This is a genomic window from Chitinophaga sp. NPDC101104 (assembly GCF_050277495.1).
In the GTDB taxonomy this organism is placed as follows: Bacteria; Bacteroidota; Bacteroidia; order Chitinophagales; family Chitinophagaceae; genus Chitinophaga.
The window spans coordinates 612,502-635,464 of the sequence record NZ_JBNNSF010000001.1 but is presented as its reverse complement, the minus strand read 5'-3'; the positions used below and the strand labels follow the sequence as shown (position 1 = coordinate 635,464).

The window sequence follows — 22,963 nt, the reverse complement described above, 5'->3', positions numbered from 1 at the left end:
CATAAATGGGCGCTTTGTCGTTTGGTACTTTTTTAGTTATAATTATTTATTAAGAATTGTCACAATAATTAAGGCCAGCGATGCAATTCCTGTTGATAAACCAATGATTTCCTGCGTATTCATGCCTCTGTGATCGCCTTTTTTAGGAATATAGATTTCTGCACCTGCCTTTACCTTGGGGTAGCTATTAAAAAACAGAATCCTTCTGGTCGCCTTAACGTCGCCATTCGCGTATACAATATAACTCCTCCTTTTCAGGGCAGACTTTGTGAATCCTCCTGCGCTACGGACGTAGTCCCGGAAACGGATTGATTTATCAAAGCGGACTTTTTTGGGGAAGTAAATTTCTCCGAAAAGTTGAATGGTCTGGAGCTTCTTGGGGATAAAAATCTCATCACCTTCTTCGAGATAAAGATCATATTTGGAGCCCGGTTTCCTAAGTATTTCCGGGAGGTTAATTCCCAGTAATTGGTGTTGCTGGGAAGCTGCATATTGAATATTTGAAATATCGGAACTATCTTTTAGTTTGTTTATATACAACTGAAGCTTATTGCTCAGCAGTATACTGTCTGTTTTATTGATGAAAGTTTTACGCCTGAGTACGGCACCTTCCAGGTATGCAGTATTCATTAAACCGCCCGCGCGATTAAGGAGATCGGATATTTTTTCTTTTTTGTTGTTGATAGAATAGCCCCCAGGGTAAAGGACCTCACCGTTGATCGTAGTATTAACCTGAGTCTGGTAAGCAGGGGCTTTACGGACCGTCACTTCGTCAAAAGGTTGCAACACAAAGTCTGCAGCATCGCCTAAATCTTTTTCAACATTGAAATATGCTATGATGGTAGTAGTAGAATCTTGGGGATTGAATTCCTTATCTCTGATCCTTCTTGCTATCTCGATTTTTTTCATGGAGGCAGCATCCCGGAACCCACCTGCCATAAGAATCAAATCTTCTATCTTGAGTGAGTCGTAATAATTAAAGTATCCAGGGTTATTAACTTCACCGCCGATTTTTAACTGATATGGTTCCCGAAGTCCGAATTTTGAATATATGACTACGGAGTCTTCCCGAATAAGTGGTAATTGGCTGCGTCCGGAAAGCACATCCTGAACATCAAAGCTGAGCGTCAACGGAGTCAGGTCTTCACTTAATCTGAAAACGAGTGCGCGACCTTGAAATGCTTCTTCACGTACGCCATCTGCTTTTTTTATTAAATCGGACACATACATGTTTTTTTCCAATGCATATTCTCCCGGGTGAAAAACTGATCCTGAAATCATTACGCGGTTAGAAAACCTGTTGAGTATTGCGTCGATAAAGAACTTATCGCCCGAACTCAGTTGAAAGTTGGGCACTTCAGCCGCATTGACATTTACTACTGCCCGTTCTTTGTTATTAATTCGGTAGGCTCGGATAATGTCTTTATACGCAATATCAGTATACCCTCCTGCCAAATCAATGACATCTTTCAGGGTTTCATCGGCCTTTACCTCAAAAATAGCCGGGCGTTTCACTTCACCGGTCAGTTCCACCCTCTTGTCATACGGGTTTATTTTTACGATATCCTGATCTTGAAGGACAATATTGTTAGTTAAGTCCCCGCTGCGGAGGAAATCATATAAATCGAAAGTTGTTATAATGGACCCGTTACGGATTACTTGAATTTTACGAAAGGACCCGTTATTGTTCGGGCCACCGGATACATAGAGAGCGTTGGCGACTGTCGAGAGCGATGTTAAAGTATAGGTTCCCGGGCGCATGATTTCACCTATCAGTAGAATCTGAATACTCCTTATATTACCAAGTGATACCTGAACGAAAGTTTTACCTGAATTAATACCACTATAAATGGTCGATAACTGTTTCGATATCCTGGTTTTCGCTTCTTCCATGGTCAGGCCACTTACATATACGGGCCCTAATAGAGGGATGCGGATATAGCCTTCCGGCGATACTTTCAGCGTATGTTGCACTTCAGAATAACCATACACGTCTATCATCAGTTCATCTCCTGCTGCCAGCCGGTAGTTCGGAGGCGTAGGCATACGAAGGTTGGGCTCGAATGTGAGATTTTTATTACTAAAGAGTTCAGACCCAAATACTCGTGAACGAGCGATTCCTCTCTCGGTTAAAGCGCCTGCATCCTCCATTTTCACCGTATTTTCATCATTCATGGAACGATCGGCAGTAACTTGTTCAGCAGATGACACGTTTTTATACCGAAGCTCTTTCTCCAAATTCAATGCCGTGATGCGGTTTTTTAGCTTGGAAACTTCTGTAGACGGAATCCCTTTTTGTTGCGCTATGGTGCTAATTTCGTTTAACCCCACCCTGTTTTTTTTCATTTCTTCGACAATTTGCCGAACTTGATCATCCGTCAGATCATCAACTTTAATTTGTTGTACCTGCATAGGACTTATGACCTGAGCATAAGTGCCACATATGGTCATTAAAACAAGGATATGAACGAATAAGATCTTCTTCATGTAATAATCTGTAAAGCTTTCTCGAATTTCTGGGCATTTTATGCAAACTCCCTGCCAATAAAGGGTTTACAAAAAATGATCGGCAAATTTATTAAAAATAACATATAAATGTTAGCCAACTGGAAATCAGCGGCCAATCCGGGGCCAATTTTTTTTGCGAAATTACAAACCATCCTCCATACTTATGCGTATATACTTGAGTCGCACGTGGACTTTTTGTGTTATATTCCTATAATTATATATTTGTTTTAAACCTGAGCCTTCTTTGATTAAACAGTTTTCTCCCCGTTGACCAGTAAAGTATTGTGAATGTATACTCCCGTTTCGTTGCTAAATGCTGATTATTAAATTGTTAATGTCGTGGTTTTTGTTGCCTCAACGAAAAAAAATCGCAGAAATTGTTTGGAGTAACGTCTTATTTTGTTTAAATTAGTCTAACAAAAATTAAACAATATGTCATCCGCTGAATTTAACACCCTATTGCTCAGCAATGCTGACTTCCTAAAGCCCTTCGCCATTACGTTGACCAAGGACGCCGAATCCGCCAAAGATCTTTATCAGGAAACCATGTTCAGAGCGCTTTCAAACCAGGAGAAATACCTGGCAGGCACGAACATCCGCGCGTGGCTCTACACCATCATGCGCAACATCTTCATTAATAATTACCGGCGGAAATCCAAACAACACGTTTGTTTCGACAATTCAACGAACGACTTCCTCCTCAACACACAGCAAGTGATCATCGGGAACCAGGCCGAAAGCGGTCTCCGGATCAAAGACATTCAGACTTCCGTTCACAACCTGCCCGTCATTTTCAAGAAACCCTTCATTTTGTACCTCGACGGATTTAAGTATTTCGAGATCGCAGAAATTCTGGAAGAACCCTTAGGAACCATCAAGAGCCGTATCCATTTCGCCCGTAAAATGCTGAAAGCCCAGGTAGCCCGCTATTAATCGCTGTTTTGTTCGAGTTTCCCTTTTCTACCACGATATCCGACTGAGCCCCGGATATTATCCATCTGAACCACAATCCCTTTTATACCTCTGATTATTCCCCGCCCGCTAAAACGGTCCCGGAGAAGCTATGTCCCGGCGCGAACACACACCCGCCCATCAACGCTTTCCCGTCCAGACCGCCGCCCAGGCGCAGGAAACCCGTTCCCATATTCGTTCCCCCGCTGCCGGTAGGCCGCAGTAGGGCACGCCAAACCCACCATTCAACAAGAATGCTGTCAAAATGCAAGGAACTTGCCCTAACTTGAGGGCCGAACCATTTCCGGCATCAGCATGTCTTTACCTCCCGTCATCCTCGTCAATGAAAAAGACGAGCCCGTGGGCACCATGGAAAAACTGGAAGCACACCAGAAAGGCCTCCTCCATCGCGCATTCTCCGTGTTCGTCATCAACGACAAAGGGGAAATGCTCCTGCAACAGCGCGCGGCGGATAAATACCACTCCGGCGGCCTGTGGACCAACACCTGCTGCAGCCACCAGCTCCCCGGAGAAGACACGCCCGCGGCCGCACACCGCCGCCTCGCCGAAGAAATGGGCTTCGATTGCCCCCTCGAGGAAATTTTCAGCTTCTCCTACCGCGCCGAATTCGATAACGGCCTCACCGAAAACGAGTTCGATCACGTGCTCCTCGGCACGTATAACGGCCCCGTCCGACCAGACGCCGCCGAAGTACAGGCGCACAAATTCCTTTCGCTGGACCAAATCCGCGAAGAGCTCATCGCCCATCCCGGTATTTACACCCACTGGTTCCATATCGCCTTCCCGAAAATCGCGGCCTTCATCGAGGCACGGGGTAACGGTTGAGGCCCAGCCTGAAACTGTCTGCCGCCTGGCGGACGTACCGGATGAAATCGTAATCGGATGCTTCCAATGCAAATTTGTAGGACGGGGGGTAACGGTTGATGAAGAAAATGAGGCTGTCGCCCCGGAGCCCCGTATACCGCGCCACCAGCGTATCGCTGAAACGCCCGCTGGTAAACTGCGCCTGCTCGTATTCGATCAGCCTTCGCCGGAACGTGGCTTTCGACCGGTTATTGGAAAAGGATAACGCTTTATATAATTTATGGATGTTGACGCCGATGCCCGTGGGCGTGATCATGACCACTTCCCGGAACTTCGGCCGCCGGAAATTGAACCCCGCCCGGAAATTCTCCCGGTCTTCCAGCGAATCCACCCGGCGCTTCCGCTGCCGGACCTCCACCCCTGCCAACTGCTCGATCTTCGGGTACAGGTAGATAATCAGCGCGCCCGTGCGCACGGTCACCGACGAGGGCAAATGCCCCAGCGCCTGTATCAGCAGCGTATCTCCGGGAAGTGCGGCGATGACGAAGCGGCCCGCCTGGTCGGTAAGTATGGTGACATGATTGCGGATATTGGTAACGGCCGAGCCCGGCAGCGGCAGCGAATCGTGCGCATGCACCGTGCCCTGCGCCTGCTGCGCGGAGGCCAGGCCTGCGGGGAGCAGCAGGATCCCGGTACACCAAAGGAGATAGAAGGGCTTCATCACCGTAAGATATTCCACCCGGTTCTAAGGAAAAGTTAAAAACGCAAGGGGTTAAGCCCCGCGGTCGGACTTCAGCGAACGGATCATTTCCCCGTAGTTCATCCGGCGCTCCAAAGCGTTGAGCGACGCGGCGATGCGCTTCGCCCTGGTCTCCTCCGTTTTGGCATCGTCTATCCATTTCGAGAAATAGCGGCGATGGCTTGGCGCCAGCGATCCGAAGAATTCCTGCGCGGCCGGCAGGTCTGCCAGGCAATCGGCGAAATCGGCGTTCATCGCGTAAACCTGCGTGTCTTCTTCGAGGCTCAGCTGTACGGATGCACCCTGCTTCTTACCGATCGCTTTGCGCATACCGGCGTTCACGGGCAGGATGAAAGAGCCGTCGCCGGCGGGTAAAATTGCCGTTTGGGCGATGGTGTGTTGATCGATGCGCCCTTTCACCCGGTAAGTTTGCTTCATGCCCGGCTTCAGTTTCGCGGCGATTTCTGCCGGGATCTCCAGGTACGTCCAGCCGGTTTTGTCTCCGGCTTTTGCAAATTTTTTCAGGATTGCGGTGAATCGGGTCATGCCCCAAATTACGTCAATTCCGTCAGTAACCGTATCGTTGCCGGCGGTATTGGCCTGCGGTGTCTGGCTGGTGGCGGATCTGGAGCTGCCCGCCTTTCACCCGCCTGTCGAACTTCCGGTATTCCACGATGCTGGAATCTTTTTTCGTGAAGATGATCTGGCCGGTCAGGTCTACCCCCACGGTGGTTTCGCGGTTCACCGGCGCAACGTATACCGGGTAATGCGCAAAATCGATGACCATGGAATCGAGGTACTGGTAGGAAATATAGAGATAGTTGAAACCCGCTTCCCGCATAGACTGCATGCCGGTCCGCGTGTAATCGCTATAGTATTCGAATTCTTTCAGATCGAAAGGGAAATGGCCTTTTTCTTTCGTGTACCGCTTCACGGCACTGGAAAAAGCATAAGTGGGATAGATTTTCCGTTTCTTTTTCTTCTTTCCGAACGGCAGCACGGACGCGGGTTTCGAAGCGTCGAACGTATGCGTGGAAGAAGTGCAGGCCGAAAAAAGGAAGCAGCCCATACCCAGGTATAGCACGTATTTTTTCATCATGTGGGATTAATGCCACAATATTAACATATGAACTGTTAACTAAAATCCAAAATGGTCATTGCATGTGTGCGAGGTGGCATGGGTCGCTCCCAAAGTGCCGGATATAGGCGCTGCGAAGTGCCGCCGGCGTTTCGAAACCGCAGCGGATGGCGGTGATGAGCATCGATTTGCCGTTACGGTGAAGCAGGTGGAAGGCGTGGTACATGATCAGCATGTGATGGTAGTCTTGCGGAGAGATGCCGAATTCCTGCAGGAAACCGTTCTGGTATTTATACCGGCTGAGGTGAAACTGTTCGGTGAGCATCTGCACGTCGGTCAACAGGCCCACGTCTTGCCGGGCCTGCGTGAAAATATCGTGCAGGGCCACTTTATCGGCCGGGGTGAGGCGTACTTGCCGTTTGATGGCGGCCATCCTGTTTTGCATAGCGGCGGCCAGCAACAGGTCTATGCAGATGCGGCGGAGGAAGCATTGCGCCACGTCGCCGATGTAGCTGCAATGCAGCACCTGGGTCAGCAACATGTTCACCAGCTCGTTGGCGCGAAGGTCCACCGCGGGCTGTGCGCCATGGAGCCAGGCGGCGGCTTTGCCGGCGAGGGTAGACAGTTGCGGCCAGGTGGCGGAGAGGCGGACGAGGTCTTCCGGCCGGATGTCTGCCCGGAAAGCGCAGTAATACACATCGGCGGAAAGACGGTGGAATTTTTCACCTGGGTCTTCTTCCTGGTACATGCCGCATCCGAAGAAAGCCGTTTTTTCAGCGTGCTCGCAAGGCATGACCCTTTGCAGTACCTGGATGGAGCAGCAGGGCTCCTTTGGTTCTTCCGGGCTCAGCTGCAGCGGTTCGTGGGTGATGACGTCGTGGATCCGGATGGTGAACGGCGCTACGCGGATCACCTGGCTGATACGGTCGTGGGAGCTGTCGCGGAAAAAGTGCTTCAGCGCGCAGGGGATTTGCAGCGGCCAGTAATCCTGCGGGACATGGCGAAGGTCTTCCGTTGCCACGGCGGCCGACAATACCGGCAGCGGAATGGCGCCGGGCGGTGGTGGCGCGGGGATCACCGTTTTACGGTGGGGCCGTGTTTCGTGGAGGAAGTAACGGTATATATTCCGCATGTTGAGCCGGAAGTGGGGCGCCCGGTAGTGGCGCGCTTCCAGGAGGTACATCATGCTGTAGCGTTCGTGCCGGAAGAAAAGGTCTTTGAGCCGGAGGTATTCGGTGAGGGAATACCGCGGGGCGGGGCGGATATCGCGGGCTGCCTGCCAGGTTTTGAGGAACGAGGGCACTTGCCCTGCGTCGGTGAAGCCGGGCGGGAACACGGCGGGCAGGGGGTGGAAAAGGAGGTCGTGCAGCAGGATGGCGATGTATTGTTTGACGGGTTTGTGCTTGCGGCGGTCTTTTCGGGAGCGGGGCCGGCGTATCCAGCTCCAGAATTTCAGGCACTGGAGGGTGTGCAGCCAGGCGGCGTGGTAATGTTCCCGGTATTGCAGGGCCATGGCTTCCAGCCAGCGCTGTTCCATGTCGGGCAACGTGCCGGGTGGGATGAAGTTGCGGAAGCTCCCTGCGCCCAGGCCCAAAGAGGTGAGCAGCGAGCTCCCTTCCGGGGTGATGCGCATCCATCCGCCCGTTTCCTGCAAAAGATAATGCCTTTCCAGTTGTGTGAGGGCCGCCAGCGCAGGTTCCGGCTGAAGGGCACTCCCCGCCAGGGCTTCTTCGCGCGTGCACATGCCGCTCCGCTCCATCCAGGACAGCATCCGGACGTGATCCTTCGACAGCACGCCGGCGTAACGGCCCGCCAGTGAGCTACCGGAGGTTTTCATAACGCTGGGTTTGCGGGTGGAGGAACAGGCACATACTTCTCGATTGAAGGGGTCAGCAGGTGAAAAATTTCGGTTGATACATATAATAGATGCACCCCGGGCACGATGGGGGTAAAGTGACCGGGGCTTTTTTACTGACAGGATTTGCACAAACTGGTTTGCCTACTCTGCGGTCTCCTCCGCCGATTTCAACCGCAACTTTTCCTCTTCCAGATCCAGCAGCCCCAGGTATTTCCGGATCACCCCGTCGTCTGTACTATACGACGCCGCATTGATCTCCAGCAAATAATTCCGCTGCACCTCCAGCAGCTCGAACGCCACTTTGCGGTACACCTCATGATCGCCGTCGGCCACATTCCCCCGCGCCAGTTCCTCCGCCACGTACCGCGCCCGCAGATGCTGTAGCGGAACGTTGTTCGCCAACTCGTTTGCGTAATGTTCGTCGAGATACCGGATGCCGAGTGCCGCCAGTTTTTCGCGGACGATATGGTCTTGCTCTTCCACCGGTTTGGGATGGTCCGCATCTTCCATGTCCAGTTTTTTCACGAGCCAGGGGAGCGACAGCCCCTGCACCACGAGCGTGAGCAGGATAACGGTGAACGTGATGAACAGGATGAGGTTGCGCTGCGGGAAGGAGAACGGCAACGAAAGTGCCGCCGCCAGCGATACCACGCCGCGCATGCCCGCCCATCCGAAGATCAGCGGGCCTTTCCAGCCGGGGCTGGGATCCGCCGTGGTGATGAACCTGCTGATGAACACGGTGAACACGGAAGCGAAATACGTACAGGCCAGCCGCGTGACGATGAGCACCATCGTGATAAGCACGCCGTAACCGATGGCGCTGCCCAGCGAAACGGGGCCCAGGTCGCGGATGACGACAGGCATCTCCAGCCCGATGAGCAAAAACACCAGCCCGTTGAGCACGAAGGCGACGGCGCTCCAGACCGATGTGCCCCGCAAGCGGCTGCCGGCCGACAGGAATTTGTGGCTGCGGTAGGAAAGGAACAATCCCCCGCTCACCACGGCCAGTACGCCGGAGAAATGGAACATTTCCGCGGTGAGGTACATCACGTACGGCGCGGTGAGCGTGAGCACGATGTCCATATTCGCGGAAGTGGGGAGCTTGCTGTGCAGGAAATAATAGACGATGGCCACGGCGATCCCGATGGCGATGCCCATAAAGATCACGGTGACGAAACTAATGGCGGCTTCCTGGAAAACGAACCGGCCGGAGTCTACCGCCACGAGCGCGAAGCGGAAGACGATGAGGCTGGATGCATCGTTCAGCAGGCTTTCCCCTTCGATGATGGCCGAGAGCCGTTTGGGGACTTTTACGTATTTGAGCACCGAAGTGGCGCTGACGGCATCTGGCGGCGATACGATCCCTCCCAGCAGGAAACCCAGCGCCATGGTGAATCCCGGGATGAAGGAGCTGCTCACCCAGGCTACGATGAAGGAGGTAACGATCACCATGATGAAGGCGAACGAACCGATGACGCGGCGCCAGCGCCAGAGGTCTTTCCACGAAGTGTACCAAGCCGCTTCATATAATAATGGAGGGAGGAAGATGACGAAGATGTACTGCGGATTGATGGCCACGGCCGGGATGCCGGGAATGGCGCAAAGCGAAAGCCCGCCCAGCAGCAGGATGATGGGATAGGCGACGCGGACTTTCTGCGACAGCATAACGAGCAGCTGGATGAAAATTACCAGCAGGATGAAGAGGAAAAACTGATGCTCCATATCGTATTATAGGTTTTGCGGCCTGAATTTTTCGGGCCGGGCGATGTTGCGGCCGGATTCCATGAACACCCCGTTGCCGCGATAGTGCACGGTGCGGGGGTACCTGGGCCAAACGGCCGCCGTTGCTCTCTTGACTTCCAAAATAAAGAAATTATACTTCTCCAGCATTTTCCGGTCGGCCACGCGGCACTCGAAATGCGCGTAGCATTCTTCGATAACGGGAGCAGATACGGTGGCGACTTCGCCGGGTGTGAGGTGGAATTTTTTGAATTTGTCGACGCTCCGGCCCGAAGTGTTGCCGATGCCGATGATGGTATCCAGCATATCGGCGGTGGGGATGTTGATGACGCATTCCCCGCTTTGGCGGACCATATCGAAACTGTGATTGGTGGCGGTGATCATGCAGCCGATGAGGGAAGGCGAGAATTCCATGACGCAGTGCCAGCCCATGGTCATAATGTTGTTACGGTTTTGCCACCGGGAACTGACGAGCACGATGGGCCCGGGCTCAAGGAGCTGCCGGATTTGTTCGACGGGCATGTCCGTTTTTCGGTAGGAGCGTTTCATGCGGAGTTTTTATTATTGAAACAGAGGAACCGCAAGCAAGTTTGAGTGGATGGGAATTTTTTTTGAAAAGGGATGGTACCAAAGGGGAAGTGGCACGTCTCCGGATAAGGTGAGCCACATCCGGGGCCGGAATAGCGTAGCGCAGGCAGCAATGTTGGTGCGGCTTCCGGAAGAATCGTCTGCCGATCGTCAATTAAAGCTATGTTTATAAAATCGGGCAGAAGATTTTATCGCAGTGCTTGGATATGTATAAAAGATCATGTACTTTTATTAAATACTAATATTATTTGAACGAGAAAAATTCCACCGTTACTGGAAACGCATGAACCTCATGCATTAACCCTCCGCCATTCTATAATCCAGCAACGTCCCTGGGATGTCCATTTTTATCAGGTTAGATCGAATATGTCCATTCACTAAAAAACGTTTTATGGGAACCGGCTCAAGAGAGAAAACCAAAAATCAGAATCGATATAGTTGAACCACGTCAGTTCAAACCAGTCTTAATAGTCCATTCTAAAAACCGACGGCAGGCCCGTATCTGCAGACGTATGCCTGTTTGTGACCGGTGTAGACGGTTGTGCCGTGTACGCGGCATTTTATTCACTTTTAAAATCCCATGTTATGACAGATAAATAGGCTTTACACATAAAACCGGCAATATGGGAGTATTGCCGGCAGGCAAAGCCGGGAGAAGCTTTGCCGAGATACAGTTCAAAAATCTTCGCTGAACTATAACGCATCAAAAATATGAAAAAAAAGAGGAATATTGCTTTTTTGACAAAAGCGATAAGCGGAACCTTTTTCCTTACCGCCGCACTATCCGGTCCCCTTTCCGTTCACGCTTCCATAGCCTCCGGCCTGTATTTTCAACAGGTACAAACCGTTAAAGGCAAAGTGATCAGTGAACAAGACAAGCAGCCTGTTCCCGGCGCCGCCGTGCAAATCAAGGGCACGAGCAAAGGCACCGTCACCAACGAAAATGGTGAATTCACCATCCAGGCCAACACCGGAGACATTCTCATGATTTCCAGCATCGGCTTCACTGCCCAGGAAGTAGCCATTGCGGCGGGCAAATCCTACGACATTACATTGGCATTTTCCAATACTTCGCTCGATGAAGTAGTGGTAACGGGTTATTCCGCGCAACGCGTGAAAGACCTTACCGGTGCGGTGGCCGTAGTAAACGTAAACCAGATGAAACAGCAGCCAGTGGCCAGTCCCGTGGAATCACTCCAGGGTAAGGCCACCGGTGTTCAGATTATCAGCGACGGCGCCCCCGGTGCCACGCCCCAGATCCGTATCCGCGGTTTCAGTACCATCAACAACAACGATCCCCTGTTCGTAATCGACGGTGTGCCGTATGAAGGCAAACTTTCGTGGCTCGATCAGAACGACATCGAAACCATGCAGGTACTGAAAGATGCATCTTCTGCATCCATCTACGGTGCCCGCGCCAACAACGGCGTTGTGATCATCACCACCCGCCAGGGCGTGAAAGGCCCGCCGAAGATCAATCTCAGCTCTTATTTCGGTACGCAGGTGCCCAACAAGAATGCCTTCCCCAAAATGATGAACCCGCAACAATACGCGGAATACGTCTACGAAGCATTCCGGAACTCCGGCCAAACCCCGGGCCAGGAAGGCACCACCGGCAACAACTACGGCACCGGTGCCACGCCGACGCTTCCCGAGTACCTCGTGGCCGGAAAAGTGACGGGACAGAAAGTAACCGCTGCCGATGCAGACCCTTCCCGCTATAACTACAGCCGCGCCAGCGAAACCTTTTACCAGATCACCAAAGCGAACAAGCAAGGTACCAACTGGTTCGACGAAATCTCGCAGACCGCGCCCATCCGTAACGTTCAGCTGGGCGTAAACGGCGGCGGCGATAACGCCACCTACGCCATCGGCGCGGGTTACCTCGGCCAGAAAGGCACCATCCGCCACACCGGCTATAACCGCTACAACGGTCGCGCCAACACCCGGTTCTCCGCGTTCAACAACCATTTCCGCTTCGGCGAAAATATGCAGTACAGCTACGAAGAATTTGTGGGCGTAGGTGTGAACCCCAACGTTTCCGGCGACTACCAGGGCGAAGGCAGCGCCCTCGGCTTTGCATACCGCATCCCCGTGATCATCCCTGTATATGATATTATGGGCAACTTCGCCGGCAGCCGCGGCGATAAGCTCGGCAACGCCCAGAACCCCCTGGCGCTGCTTTATCGTGCTAAAGACAATGTCCAGAAAAGAAACTTCTTCTTCGGGAACGTATTCGGTGAAGTGGACCTCGTGAAAGGGCTCGTGGCCAAAACCTCTTTCGGGTTACGCTACGAAAACTACAGCGGCATTTCGCTCACCTACCCGAACCTCGAATTCTCCGAAGGCAGCGCGGCCAACGGCATGTCGGAAAACCAGGGCTTCAACACCGAATGGACCTGGACCAATACCCTGACCTACAAATGGGAAGTAGCCAACGTACATTCACTGACAGTGCTCGCCGGTACGGAAGCGTTCCGCTCCCGCAACCGCTTCCTGTCTGCCGGTCGTAACGATTACTTCTTGCTCGGGCTGACGGATTATTATTATCTCCCCGCCGGTGCGTCCAACATCAACAACACGTCCAGCGGCGGTGTGGGCTCCCTGTTCTCCATCTTCGGCCGGGCGGATTATTCCTACCGCGACCGTTACCTCCTGAGCCTCACGGTACGCCGCGACGGATCTTCCAACTTCAGCAAAAACAGCCGGTATGGTACCTTCCCTGCAGGAAGCGTGGCATGGCGCCTGTCTGAAGAAGATTTCCTCAAAGGCAACAAGTTCATCACCGATCTGAAACTGCGCGCAGGTTACGGTATTACCGGTAACCAGCGTATCCCCGCGTTCCAGTACATCGACCGTTACGAAAGCCTTATCGCCAACGCCTTCTATCCCTTCAACGGGAAGTCGGTTACCGGAGGCGTTTGGCAGAAAGCATATAAAAACGAGAACGTGAAATGGGAGGAGCTCAAATCCTTCAATATCGGTCTCGACTTTACGTTGCTTGACGGTGAATTCGACGGTGCCATCGACTGGTATAACCGTAAAACCACCGACATGCTGTACCCGGTTCCCCTGCCGTCGGCCTCCATCGGTATGGGCGCTGCGCCTTTCGTGAATATCGGCGATATGAAAAATACCGGTATCGAACTGGGATTGGGTTATCATTACGGTCAGCGTGAAAACAAACCCTTCAAGCTCGACGTGAACGTGAACGTTTCCCGTAACGTGAACCAGGTAGTAGCGCTGGCGCCTTCCGTGAAGGAGCAGGTGTATGGTACTTTCCGTAGCCTTCAAACCACGATCCTCCGTCCGGGTGAGCCCTTCGGTTCCTTCTACGGTTACAAATGGGATGGTGTTTATACCAGCGCGGACGATCTCGCGAAAAGCCCGAAATACAGCGGTGCGCGCGTAGGCGGCCCCAAATACGTGGATGTTACCGGAGACGGACAGATCACCCCGGCCGACCGTACCATCATCGGCAACCCGCACCCCGACTTCCTGTACAGCTTCGGCATCAACGCCAAGTACAAAAGCTGGGACCTGGCCATGTTCTTCAACGGTTCGCAGGGCAACGACCTGTATGAAGCCACCCGTTACTTTACGGACTTCAGCACGTTCGACGGTACTGCCAGCGTGCGTATGCTCGACCGCTGGTCTCCCACCAACCCGAACTCCAGGATCCATACGCCGAACCGCAAAGCGTCTGACTACGAACTGGCGTCTTCCGGATATTATGTGCAGGACGGTAGCTACTTCCGCATGAAGAACCTCCAGATCGGTTACAACTTTAAGGTTGACAACTGGTTCAAGGGCAACATGCGCACGCTGCGTGCATATGTAGGCGCATCCAACCTGTTTACGCTCACAAAGTACACTGGTCTTGATCCTGAAGTGAGCCAGACCAACTCCACTTTCTCGGCTTTGGGCGTGGACTTTGGCGTGTACCCCGTGTCTCGCCAGTTTTTAATCGGTTTCAGTGCAGGTTTCTAATTTAAAAGTATTTGAACATGAAAAGGATTCATAGCATCATATTAGTGGCATGCGCTACAGTACTGGGCTCCTGCGGCTCAGACTTCCTGGAAAGAAATCCCCAGGGAGAATTGAGCCAGGATCAGATCAAATCCGCCCGGGGTGTGGAAGGTATGCTGACAGGCGCATACGGCCTGGTAAACGGCAACGTTTCCGGTACCTGGGGCAACTATTCCTCCGCACCCAGCCAGTGGCTGTTCGGGGAAGTAGGCGCCGATAACGCCCACAAAGGCAGTAATAACGGCGACCAGCCCAACATGAACCAGGTAGAGCTGCACGATGTGTCGCCCACCAACGATAATACCGAGATCATGTGGAACCGGTATTACGAAGGCATCGCCCGTTGTAACAACACGCTGCGGCTGCTGAAACTGGTACAGGCCGGTTCTACCGACAAACTCTCCGACACAAGGGCCAAGGAAGTAGAGGCCGAAGCCCGCTTCCTCCGCGCGCACTATTACTTCTTCCTCCGCAGGACTTTCTCCAAACTTCCCTATGTGGATGAAACGATGTCGCCTGAAGACGCATTGAAAGTCACCAACGAAGGCGAAGTGTATCCGAAGATCGAAGCCGACTTCAAATTCGCGATGGACAACCTTCCGGTTACCATGGCGGATCCCGGCCGCGCCAACAAGACGGCTGCGCAGGCGTACCTGGGCAAAGTATATCTCTACCAGAAAAAGTACGACGAAGCATTGCCGCTGTTCACGGCCGTTATCGGCGCAAGGCCCGACATTACGACGCTTCCCTTCGACGATAACTTCAACGTAGTGAAGGAAAACGGCCCCGAAAGCATCTTCGCCGCACAGCACGCCATCAACCCGGACGGTAGCGGCGATAACGCCAACGTGGGCGATATGCTCGGCGGTTTCTATGGTACCGCGCCGGTTTCCTGCTGCGGATTCTTCCAGCCTACTTTCGACCTGGTGAATTCCTTCCGCGTAACCGCCGCTGGTCTTCCCATGCTCGACGGCAGCTACCGCACCAATCCGTACCTGTCCGATTTCGGCCTGACGGGTGCCGCCAAGGATAACTACCAGGTGAATAAATCCCTCGCATTCGATCCCCGCCTCGATTATACCGTTGGCCGCCGCGGCGTTCCTTACCGCGACTGGGGCATCATGCCAGGCGACGCCTGGATCCGCGACCCGGCGTATGCTGGTCCGTTCGTTGCCGTGAAACACATGGTAGACGCATCGGCCCGCGGTACCGAAACCGTTGCCGGCGCCAACTACGTGACGAGCCTGAACGTGAACATCATCCGGTTGGCAGACGTGTATCTGATGGCAGCGGAAATCTATGTCGAGAAAAACAACCTGGCGGCGGCGCTTGCGCTCGTGAACAAGGTGCGCGCCCGGGCCGCCAATCTGCCGGGAAGAACGGTGGGCGGCACGCCTGCAGCGGCTTATAACGTGAAGCCTTACCTGGCGTTTACGTCGCAAGACATGGCGCGCAACGCGGTCCGCTTCGAGCGCAGGCTGGAGCTGGCCCTGGAAGGCCATCGCTTCTACGATCTCGTGCGCTGGGGCATCGCCAAGCAAACGATCGAAAGTTACTCGGGCTTCGAAGGTAATATCCTGTCTGCCTTCGAGAACATTACTTTCGACGCCAAAGACGAAACGTTCCCCATTCCGCAACAGCAGATCGACCGGAGCCAGGGAGCGCTCAAGCAAACGCACTAAGCCTATATTCCTTTGTCATAACCCTCACGGCGCCTGTTGCAGACGGGCGCCGTTTTTTTATGGGCATAAATTTATCTTTATGTGCATTATACCTATCATATATGCACAAATTCATTATCACGCTTTTCATCCTTTCCACTTGCATTCAGCAGCAGCTATTTTCGCAGGAACTGAAATCTGAATTTATTTTCGACATGGAGCTCGAATTGTCGGCGCCGCAAATGGTGGGCAAAGTGTTGCCCGGCACGCGCGTCATCTATCCCGCCACCGGCGGAACCGTAAAAGGTAAAGTCAACGGGAAAGTGCTGCCCGGCGGTGGGGAATGGGGGATTGTTGCCGACTCCCTCACTTTTAAAATGGACGTTCGCGCCACGATCCAGACAGACGACGGGGCGCTGATCTACATCACATACCAGGGATATCTGTTCGCCGACGCGAAAACCAACGCCGTTATTGGCGCTGGGAAGGGACATACACTATCGCCGTCGGATTACTATTTCCGCTCGAACCCCGTTTTCGAGACCAGTTCCCCGAAATACGCCTGGCTGAACCGTACCGTTGCCATCGGGGTGGGGCGGTTGACAGACGTGGGGAAAGTTGCGTACAGGATTTATGCAATCAAATAGTGAGGGAGTGATTGGAAAACATTTTCGAAAAAAAAGCTGACCGGGTTAGATCGGTCAGCTTTTTTTGTAGTGAAGCGTCGGTGTGTTGCACCGAACGTTCCGCTATTAACAGTTTTTCGCAATAAAAACGTTTCCGGATTCAATTCGATGAGAATGGGATTCCTGCGATCGGATCAGTTGCCGGATTCGTTGGGGACAGTGCTCTGTTTTTCGTCGATCACCAGCGTGTTCGTCCATTTGTCGTGCCAGGGGTAGCAAGGGCTGCCGAAGGCGCTTAATCCGTTGAAAGGGACCATGCGCACAAGGCCGCGCTTAAATCCATGTGCGAAATCAACGGGACTGCCGTCTTCTTTCACGGCGCGGGTTTTGGTGATCAGTTTGCCGAGGGTTTTTCCTTTACAGAGCCCTTCGACAAGGCCGAGGAAGATACCGTAAAGGATCAGTGTGATCAGTCTGTCGATCAGTGAGTTCGCGGAAGTTTCTTCATAATCGAATACTTCCGGGCCGAAAATCACGGCAACAACGAGGGCGATCAGGAAAATGGTGGCGTAAAAAACAGCCAGGTCGATCAGGAAATTGGCGAATCGCTTGCCGGTGGAGGCTTCGGTTAACACGATTTCTTCGCCGAGTACGTTTTCTTCAGTTTGGGTATACATGGGTATAGGAATTTGGGCTTAAATGTAATGATTCCGGATGTAACAGGCCCGGAACTTTCGGGCCATATGTGGTGATTGGGGGAAAAGTAAAACCCGCAAACAGCGTTTGCGGGTTTTTTTGGTAGCCTCGACAGGAATCGAACCTGTATCTGGAGCTTCGGAAACTCTTATACTATCCATTGTACTACGAGGCCGGGCCTTTTGAAGGAATGCAAATGTAATGGAAAAATGAATATTTAGGAAGAATTTTATAAAGTGCCGATGTTGCTTTTGAAAATACGTACCGCAATGGCCAGCAATATCACCCCGAAAAACTTGCGGAGCACCATCAGGCCTGCTTTTCCGAGGATGCGCTCGATGTAGCTCAGCGACCGGAGCACGATGTAGATGATCAGCAGGTTCAGGACGATGCCCACCAGGATGTTGTAATCCCCGAAATCGGCTTTGAGCGACATGATGGTAGTGAGGGTGCCCGAGCCTGCGATGAGGGGGAAGGCGATGGGAACGAGGCTTCCGGTCTTGGTGTCCTGGTCGCTTTTGAAGAACTCGATCCCCAGGATCATTTCCAGGCCGATGATGAAGATCACGATAGAGCCCGCCACGGCGAACGATTGCAGGTCTACACTCATCAGGTTCAAAAACGCCTTTCCACCCAGTAAAAACGCCACCATCAATACGCCGGAAGCCAGTGTGGCCTTCACGGCATTGATTTCCCCGATCTTTTCCTTCAGCGACAGCAAAACCGGGATAGACCCCAGGATATCGATCACGGCAAACAGGGTAAAACTAACGGTAACGATCTGGTCGATACTGAACATATGATGAAATTTTGGCAAAAGTAAGGTTTTCTCTCAGCCGAATATGCCTTAAAATAGCTAATTTGGCGGGAATATCGGCGAATTTCATCCAGGTAAAACGAACACACGATGCAGGAAGACATCATTATTCAGATCAGCAATAAAATCAAGGAAAAACGGAAAGCGAAAGGCATTACGGTGCAGGAACTGGCCAATAAAGCCGACGTGAGCAAAGGCCTCATTTCCCAGATCGAGAACAACCGCACCGTTCCCTCCCTGCTCGTGCTAGTCAATATCATCCGGGCCCTCAACCTGGACATGAACGAGTTTTTCAACGACATCAACCAGCAAAAACAGGCGGCCAAGGTCCTCATCATCAAAAAAGACCAATACCAGCACTTCGAAAAGGAAAACGCGAAAGGATTCCTCTATAAAAGGGTCCTCACCCGCAACCTCAAAGGCGGCCCTACAGATGTGGTGCTCCTCGAACTCAAACCCGGCGCCCGCCGCAACCAGATCGTGAAAACGGACGCTTACGAATACAAATACGTGATCTCCGGCACCGTGGAATACCTCATCAACAACGAAAAATACATCCTCGAAGCCGGCGATTCCATCTTTTTCGACGGCCGCCTCGGCCATAAACCCTCCAATGTGGGCGACGATACCGCCCTGCTCCTCGTTATTTATTTCTTCCAAGAAGGGGAAAAATAATTTCCCCAGCGGAAATCATTCATAAAAAATTAACAGCGGACTTGTGTAAAAATGTTTACTTTTACTACTCAATAGTTAGCATTTATAAACTCAGTCATATGTCAATTTCCACCCGATCCTTCACCGTAAACGGCAAAACCTACACACCTCCGGCGCAACCGGTAGTCGTAATCTGCCTCGACGGCTCCGCCGATGAATACCTCGACATCACGCTGGCGCACGACCGGATGCCCAACCTGAAAAAAATGACCCTTTCAGGCTACCGGGGCATGGTCCGCGGCGCACTGCCGTCGTTCACCAACGTCAATAACTCCTCCATCGTAACGGGCGTAACGCCGGCCGTGCACGGCATTTGCGGGAATTTCTTCTATGACACCGACCGTAAAGAGGAAGTGATGATGAACTCCGCGGAATACCTCCGCTCAGAAACCATCCTTGCCGCCGCCGCCAACGCCGGCCGCAAGGTAGCGGTGGTTACCGCCAAGGAAAAACTCCGCGACATCCTCAGCCACAAGATGACCGGCATCGCGTTCTCCGCCGAAAAAGCCAACCAGGCACAGGAAGCCACTCACGGCATCGGCAACGTCGAAACCGTGCTCGGCCTCCCCACCCCCGCGATCTATAGCGCAGACGCCAGCCTCTTCGTGCTCCGCGCCGGCGTAGCGCTCATCGAAAAAGGCCTCGCCGATTTCCTCTACCTCTCGCTGACCGACTACATGCAGCATACCTTTGCTCCCGAGGATGGTCCCTCGCTGGCGTTCTACGAAGCCATCGACCATGAGCTGGGAAGGCTCCTGGCGGCAGGTGCCGTTATCGGCGCTACGGCAGACCATGGCATGAACGCCAAACAGAAGGAAGACGGCACGCCCAATGTGCTGTACGTGGAAACGATGCTCACCGAAAAATTCGGCCCCGGCTTCCGCGTGATCTGCCCCATCACCGACCCTTACGTGAAACACCACGGCGCCCTCGGCTCCTACGTGGCCGTTCACCTGCCCGAAGGTGTGAGCGAAACGGAAGTGGCCGGCTGGCTGCAGGCACAGCCTGGTATTACCGAAGTGCATAATAGGGACATGGCCGTTCACCTGCTGGAGCAGCCCGCCGACCGCATCGCCGACCTGGTGGTACTTTCCGCCCGCGACGTAGTGGTAGGTCGCACTCCCGCGCACCACGACCTCTCCGCGCTCGACTCCGGCCTGCGCTCGCATGGCGGCCGCTACGAAGAAATGGTGCCCCTGCTCATTTCGCACCCGCTGAAAGCCGCCTACCGCAGCAAAGCCGGCGGCGACCCCCGCAACTTCGATGTCTTCGATTTTACCGTAAACGGTACCACGCTCAATTAATACCTGTTATGTCAAACACCATTGCACCAGACGCAACTTTGTCGCTCACAGGATACATCGCCGGCGAGCCCGTCATTTCCGCGCAAAAGCTGGAAGTGCGCAGTCCGTACAACGGCCGCCTGGCCGGAACGGTATCGCTGGCTACCCGGAAAGACACCGAAGCTGCTATCGTAGCCGGACTTTCCGCCAACGTAAAACAAACGCGCTACGAGCGCTTCGCGGTGCTCGATAAGGCACGGCAGCTGCTCGAGGAACGTAAAGAGGATTTTGCCCGGCTGATCACTTCCGAAGCAGGGCTCGCCCTCCGCGAGGCGCGCTATGAAGTGGGCCGCGCGCGGGATGTGCTGCACTTCGCGGCACTGGAATCGCTCAAAGACGACGGACAGATCTTCTCCTGCGATATTTCCCCGCAGGGCAAGGCCCGCAAAATATTCACGACCCGCGAACCGTTGTCGCTCGCGGTGGCCATCACGCCCTTCAACCACCCGCTGAACCAGGTGGCGCACAAGATCGCGCCGGCCATCGCCACGGGAACACCCGTCATCCTGAAGCCTTCCGAAAAAACGCCGCTTACGGCCGTTCGTTTCGTGGAGTTGCTGTACGAAGCAGGGCTGCCGCCGGCCATGCTGAGCGTATTGCTCGGACCTACGGCGGAAGTAGCCGAAGTGCTGGTGACAGACCCGCGCGTGGAGCTCGTGTCTTTCACCGGCAGCGTGGCGGTGGGAAAGATCATCGCGAAGCAGGCAGGATATAAGAAAGTGATCCTCGAACTGGGCGGCAACGATCCGCTGATCATCCTCGAAGATGCGGATATGGAGCTCGCCGTAACCCTCGCCGCCGAAGGCGCGTACCGCAACTCCGGACAACGCTGTACCGCGGTGAAGCGCATCCTCGTGCAGGAAAGCATTCACGATGCGTTCGTGGAAAAACTGATCGAGAAAACGAAGGAATACCTGGCCGGCGATCCCGAATTGCCCGAAACGCGCGTTGGTACGGTGATCGACGAGCCCGCGGCAAAATATCTCGAAGATGTGGTGAACAAAGCCGTGGCCCAGGGCGCGAAAGTGCGCATCGGCGGCCGCAGGACCGGCGCGCTCCTTGAGCCCACCGTTATCACCGACGTTCCCCGCGACGCGCAAATGGTTGTACAGGAATCTTTCGGTCCGCTGGCGCCCGTCATGAAAGTGAAAAACCTTGAAGACGCCATCGAACTGGCCAATGGTACGGCTTTCGGGCTATCCTCCGGTATTGTTACAAAAGACATGGAAAAGGCGCTCCATGCGGTGAAAAACCTCCGCATGGGAACGGTCAACATCAACGAAGTGCCCGGTTACCGGATCGAAAGCTCGCCCTTCGGCGGCATCAAGGATTCCGGTCTGGGCATCAAGGAAGGTGTGATCGAAGCCATGAAATGCTTCACATACGTCAAAACGTTTTCACTGCCCTGGTAACAAGGCTCAGTTATTGTTTGCATGATTACGGCCGCGGATTTCCGTGGCCGTTTTCTTTTTTGCGGAAGATGGAAAAGGCGCACCCGGTGATGGATGCGCCTTTTTTTAGTTGCGTTGAAAAATGGTTATTTGGAAAGAGCAGCTTCTTTTTGCATGATCTCGCCGATGGCCTGCACGAGCGCGGAAACGTCTTCCGGGAAGATCTGGCCGATGTTGCCGATGCGGAAGGCATTGGTTTTGCTCAGTTTGCCGGGATAGATGACGAAGTTGCGGTCGCTGAGCGCCTGGTAAAATGCTTCGAATTGGAAGGAAGGATCGTCGGGATAGAGGAACGACGTGATGATGTGCCCCTGGATTTCCGGGCGCAGGTACTGCACGAAGCCGAGGGCTTCCATTCCCTTGTCGAGCGTTTCCTTGTTTTTGCGGTAGCGCGCCTCGCGTGCGGGGATGCCGCCTTCTTCCTCCAGTTCGCGCATCGCCTGGCGGAAAGCCATGATGCTGAGCGTGGGCGGAGTGAAGCGGAACTGTCCGTTCGTTTCGAGGCCGTTCCATTGTTCATACAGGTCGAGGCTGAGGCTGCGGGCCTGGCCTTTCGTTTTGAGGAGCGCAGCTTTTTCCGCGATCACGAACGCGAACCCGGGGATGCCTTCGATGCATTTGTTGGAAGAGGATACGAGGAACTGGATATGGGCCTTGCGGATGTCGATCTCCACGCCGCCGAAGCTGCTCATGGCATCTACGATGAACGTTTTGCCGAGTTCCGCGCAAATGGCGCCGATGGCTTCGATGGGATTGAATAATCCGGTAGTGGTTTCGCTGTGGATGCAGGCCACATGCGTGATGTGGGGCGCCTGCTCCAACTGGTGGCGCACGGCGGCGGGGTCTGTTATTTCGTCTTCTTCGAAGCGGAGCACGGTGTGCGGCAGTTTGTGGATGGCGCACATTTTTACGATGCGCTCGCCGTAAGCGCCGTTGCTCAATACCAGCAAATGGTCGTTTTCGCCGATGGCGCTGCTGATGACGCTTTCCACGCCGAAGGTGCCGGAACCCTGCATCAGCACGGTTTCATACCCTTCTTCTTTCGACACATGGCCCAGTATAGGCAATGCTTCGCGGATCTCTTTCACGGTGGTCACGAACGCGGTGTCGCGCGAGCCCATGTCTTCCATGGCAGCGGCTTTTACGGTGTGCGAAGTAGTGAGCGGGCCGGGTGTGAATAACAGTTTCTTCATAAATGTATTGTAAAGTTGTGCAGGTCCGGCGTTACGGGCGCTTCCGTTTTACGGAAGAGGTTGCGGATGCCGTGTTTGCGGTTGAAATATACGAAAGCGGTGATTAACAGGGCAAGACAGGCGAAGCAGAGCAGGTAGCTGAACTG

The 22,963-nt window shown here is 53.5% G+C and carries 18 protein-coding genes and 1 tRNA gene; 8 read left to right on the top strand and 11 right to left on the bottom strand.

Going from position 1 to position 22,963, the window contains the following annotated elements; translation table 11 throughout:
- Positions 1-42: 42 nt before the first annotated feature.
- Positions 43-2,487, bottom strand: a complete 2,445-nt coding sequence (locus ACQKLP_RS02745) for an SLBB domain-containing protein (RefSeq protein WP_427319826.1) — start codon at positions 2,485-2,487, stop codon at positions 43-45.
- Positions 2,488-2,940: 453 nt separating this feature from the next.
- Between ACQKLP_RS02745 and ACQKLP_RS02740 the strand changes: the two genes are divergently transcribed.
- Both ACQKLP_RS02740 and idi read left to right on the top strand, forming a co-directional pair.
- Positions 2,941-3,441, top strand: a complete 501-nt coding sequence (locus ACQKLP_RS02740; protein ID WP_126245698.1) for an RNA polymerase sigma factor — start codon at positions 2,941-2,943, stop codon at positions 3,439-3,441.
- A 333-nt stretch (positions 3,442-3,774) separates the two neighbouring features.
- Positions 3,775-4,305 carry an isopentenyl-diphosphate Delta-isomerase gene (idi, locus tag ACQKLP_RS02735; RefSeq protein WP_427319823.1) on the top strand — a complete coding sequence of 177 codons (531 nt, stop codon included), beginning with the start codon at positions 3,775-3,777 and terminating at the stop codon, positions 4,303-4,305.
- On the opposite strand, the gene ACQKLP_RS02730 is transcribed toward idi, so the two are convergent.
- From ACQKLP_RS02730 to ACQKLP_RS02705, 6 genes are all read right to left on the bottom strand, one after another.
- Complete coding sequence (locus ACQKLP_RS02730; RefSeq protein ID WP_427319821.1) at positions 4,280-5,005, bottom strand: carboxypeptidase-like regulatory domain-containing protein; 726 nt, start codon at positions 5,003-5,005, stop codon at positions 4,280-4,282. The genes idi and ACQKLP_RS02730 overlap by 26 nt on opposite strands.
- Positions 5,006-5,056: 51 nt before the next feature.
- Complete coding sequence (locus ACQKLP_RS02725) at positions 5,057-5,569, bottom strand: YdeI/OmpD-associated family protein (RefSeq protein WP_427319819.1); 513 nt, start codon at positions 5,567-5,569, stop codon at positions 5,057-5,059.
- A 22-nt stretch (positions 5,570-5,591) separates the two neighbouring features.
- Positions 5,592-6,119 carry a hypothetical protein gene (locus tag ACQKLP_RS02720; RefSeq protein WP_427319817.1) on the bottom strand — a complete coding sequence of 176 codons (528 nt, stop codon included), beginning with the start codon at positions 6,117-6,119 and terminating at the stop codon, positions 5,592-5,594.
- 58 nt (positions 6,120-6,177) lie between these two features.
- Positions 6,178-7,938: a helix-turn-helix domain-containing protein gene (locus tag ACQKLP_RS02715; protein ID WP_427319815.1), complete on the bottom strand. Its 1,761-nt coding sequence runs from the start codon at positions 7,936-7,938 to the stop codon at positions 6,178-6,180.
- A 162-nt stretch (positions 7,939-8,100) separates the two neighbouring features.
- The gene (locus tag ACQKLP_RS02710) at positions 8,101-9,681 is read right to left on the bottom strand and encodes a Na+/H+ antiporter (RefSeq protein WP_427319813.1); all 1,581 of its coding nucleotides are present in this window, start codon (positions 9,679-9,681) and stop codon (positions 8,101-8,103) included.
- Between the two features lie 6 nt (positions 9,682-9,687).
- A complete protein-coding gene (locus ACQKLP_RS02705) occupies positions 9,688-10,248 on the bottom strand; it encodes a flavin reductase family protein (RefSeq protein ID WP_427319811.1) in 561 nt (186 codons plus the stop codon).
- Between the two features lie 777 nt (positions 10,249-11,025).
- Here ACQKLP_RS02705 and ACQKLP_RS02700 point away from each other — a divergent pair.
- The 3 genes from ACQKLP_RS02700 (at position 11,026) to ACQKLP_RS02690 (ending at position 16,624) form a co-directional block, all read left to right on the top strand.
- Complete coding sequence (locus ACQKLP_RS02700; RefSeq protein WP_427319809.1) at positions 11,026-14,277, top strand: SusC/RagA family TonB-linked outer membrane protein; 3,252 nt, start codon at positions 11,026-11,028, stop codon at positions 14,275-14,277.
- Positions 14,278-14,294: 17 nt separating this feature from the next.
- Complete coding sequence (locus tag ACQKLP_RS02695) at positions 14,295-15,998, top strand: RagB/SusD family nutrient uptake outer membrane protein (RefSeq protein ID WP_427319807.1); 1,704 nt, start codon at positions 14,295-14,297, stop codon at positions 15,996-15,998.
- A gap of 101 nt (positions 15,999-16,099) precedes the next feature.
- Positions 16,100-16,624: a DUF3237 domain-containing protein gene (locus tag ACQKLP_RS02690; protein ID WP_427319805.1), complete on the top strand. Its 525-nt coding sequence runs from the start codon at positions 16,100-16,102 to the stop codon at positions 16,622-16,624.
- A gap of 173 nt (positions 16,625-16,797) precedes the next feature.
- Here the strand turns inward: ACQKLP_RS02690 and ACQKLP_RS02685 are convergent, their stop codons facing one another.
- From ACQKLP_RS02685 to ACQKLP_RS02675, 3 genes are all read right to left on the bottom strand, one after another.
- A complete protein-coding gene (locus ACQKLP_RS02685; RefSeq protein ID WP_427319803.1) occupies positions 16,798-17,280 on the bottom strand; it encodes an RDD family protein in 483 nt (160 codons plus the stop codon).
- A 119-nt stretch (positions 17,281-17,399) separates the two neighbouring features.
- A tRNA-Arg gene (locus ACQKLP_RS02680) sits at positions 17,400-17,474 on the bottom strand.
- Between the two features lie 54 nt (positions 17,475-17,528).
- Positions 17,529-18,098, bottom strand: a complete 570-nt coding sequence (locus ACQKLP_RS02675) for a MarC family protein (RefSeq protein ID WP_427319801.1) — start codon at positions 18,096-18,098, stop codon at positions 17,529-17,531.
- A gap of 108 nt (positions 18,099-18,206) precedes the next feature.
- Between ACQKLP_RS02675 and ACQKLP_RS02670 the strand changes: the two genes are divergently transcribed.
- The 3 genes from ACQKLP_RS02670 (at position 18,207) to phnY (ending at position 21,585) form a co-directional block, all read left to right on the top strand.
- Entirely contained in the window at positions 18,207-18,791 is a 585-nt protein-coding gene (locus tag ACQKLP_RS02670) for a helix-turn-helix domain-containing protein (RefSeq protein ID WP_427319799.1), read from the top strand.
- A 98-nt stretch (positions 18,792-18,889) separates the two neighbouring features.
- Positions 18,890-20,134: a phosphonoacetate hydrolase gene (gene phnA, locus ACQKLP_RS02665; protein WP_427319797.1), complete on the top strand. Its 1,245-nt coding sequence runs from the start codon at positions 18,890-18,892 to the stop codon at positions 20,132-20,134.
- 8 nt (positions 20,135-20,142) lie between these two features.
- A complete protein-coding gene (gene phnY, locus ACQKLP_RS02660) occupies positions 20,143-21,585 on the top strand; it encodes a phosphonoacetaldehyde dehydrogenase (protein ID WP_427319795.1) in 1,443 nt (480 codons plus the stop codon).
- A gap of 125 nt (positions 21,586-21,710) precedes the next feature.
- Here phnY and ACQKLP_RS02655 read toward each other — a convergent pair whose 3' ends face one another.
- Complete coding sequence (locus ACQKLP_RS02655) at positions 21,711-22,817, bottom strand: 2-aminoethylphosphonate--pyruvate transaminase (protein WP_427319793.1); 1,107 nt, start codon at positions 22,815-22,817, stop codon at positions 21,711-21,713.
- Between the last annotated feature and the right edge of the window lie 146 nt (positions 22,818-22,963).

Bases quoted from the DNA above. Each gene is read 5' to 3' on its own strand.
- ACQKLP_RS02745 (WP_427319826.1), bottom strand. From the start codon at position 2,487: ATGAAGAAGATCTTATTCGTTCATATCCTTGTTTTAATGACCATATGT.
- ACQKLP_RS02740 (WP_126245698.1), top strand. From the start codon at position 2,941: ATGTCATCCGCTGAATTTAACACCCTATTGCTCAGCAATGCTGACTTC.
- idi (WP_427319823.1), top strand. From the start codon at position 3,775: ATGTCTTTACCTCCCGTCATCCTCGTCAATGAAAAAGACGAGCCCGTG.
- ACQKLP_RS02730 (WP_427319821.1), bottom strand. From the start codon at position 5,005: ATGAAGCCCTTCTATCTCCTTTGGTGTACCGGGATCCTGCTGCTCCCC.
- ACQKLP_RS02725 (WP_427319819.1), bottom strand. From the start codon at position 5,569: ATGACCCGATTCACCGCAATCCTGAAAAAATTTGCAAAAGCCGGAGAC.
- ACQKLP_RS02720 (WP_427319817.1), bottom strand. From the start codon at position 6,119: ATGAAAAAATACGTGCTATACCTGGGTATGGGCTGCTTCCTTTTTTCG.
- ACQKLP_RS02715 (WP_427319815.1), bottom strand. From the start codon at position 7,938: ATGAAAACCTCCGGTAGCTCACTGGCGGGCCGTTACGCCGGCGTGCTG.
- ACQKLP_RS02710 (WP_427319813.1), bottom strand. From the start codon at position 9,681: ATGGAGCATCAGTTTTTCCTCTTCATCCTGCTGGTAATTTTCATCCAG.
- ACQKLP_RS02705 (WP_427319811.1), bottom strand. From the start codon at position 10,248: ATGAAACGCTCCTACCGAAAAACGGACATGCCCGTCGAACAAATCCGG.
- ACQKLP_RS02695 (WP_427319807.1), top strand. From the start codon at position 14,295: ATGAAAAGGATTCATAGCATCATATTAGTGGCATGCGCTACAGTACTG.
- ACQKLP_RS02690 (WP_427319805.1), top strand. From the start codon at position 16,100: ATGCACAAATTCATTATCACGCTTTTCATCCTTTCCACTTGCATTCAG.
- ACQKLP_RS02685 (WP_427319803.1), bottom strand. From the start codon at position 17,280: ATGTATACCCAAACTGAAGAAAACGTACTCGGCGAAGAAATCGTGTTA.
- ACQKLP_RS02675 (WP_427319801.1), bottom strand. From the start codon at position 18,098: ATGTTCAGTATCGACCAGATCGTTACCGTTAGTTTTACCCTGTTTGCC.
- ACQKLP_RS02670 (WP_427319799.1), top strand. From the start codon at position 18,207: ATGCAGGAAGACATCATTATTCAGATCAGCAATAAAATCAAGGAAAAA.
- phnA (WP_427319797.1), top strand. From the start codon at position 18,890: ATGTCAATTTCCACCCGATCCTTCACCGTAAACGGCAAAACCTACACA.
- phnY (WP_427319795.1), top strand. From the start codon at position 20,143: ATGTCAAACACCATTGCACCAGACGCAACTTTGTCGCTCACAGGATAC.
- ACQKLP_RS02655 (WP_427319793.1), bottom strand. From the start codon at position 22,817: ATGAAGAAACTGTTATTCACACCCGGCCCGCTCACTACTTCGCACACC.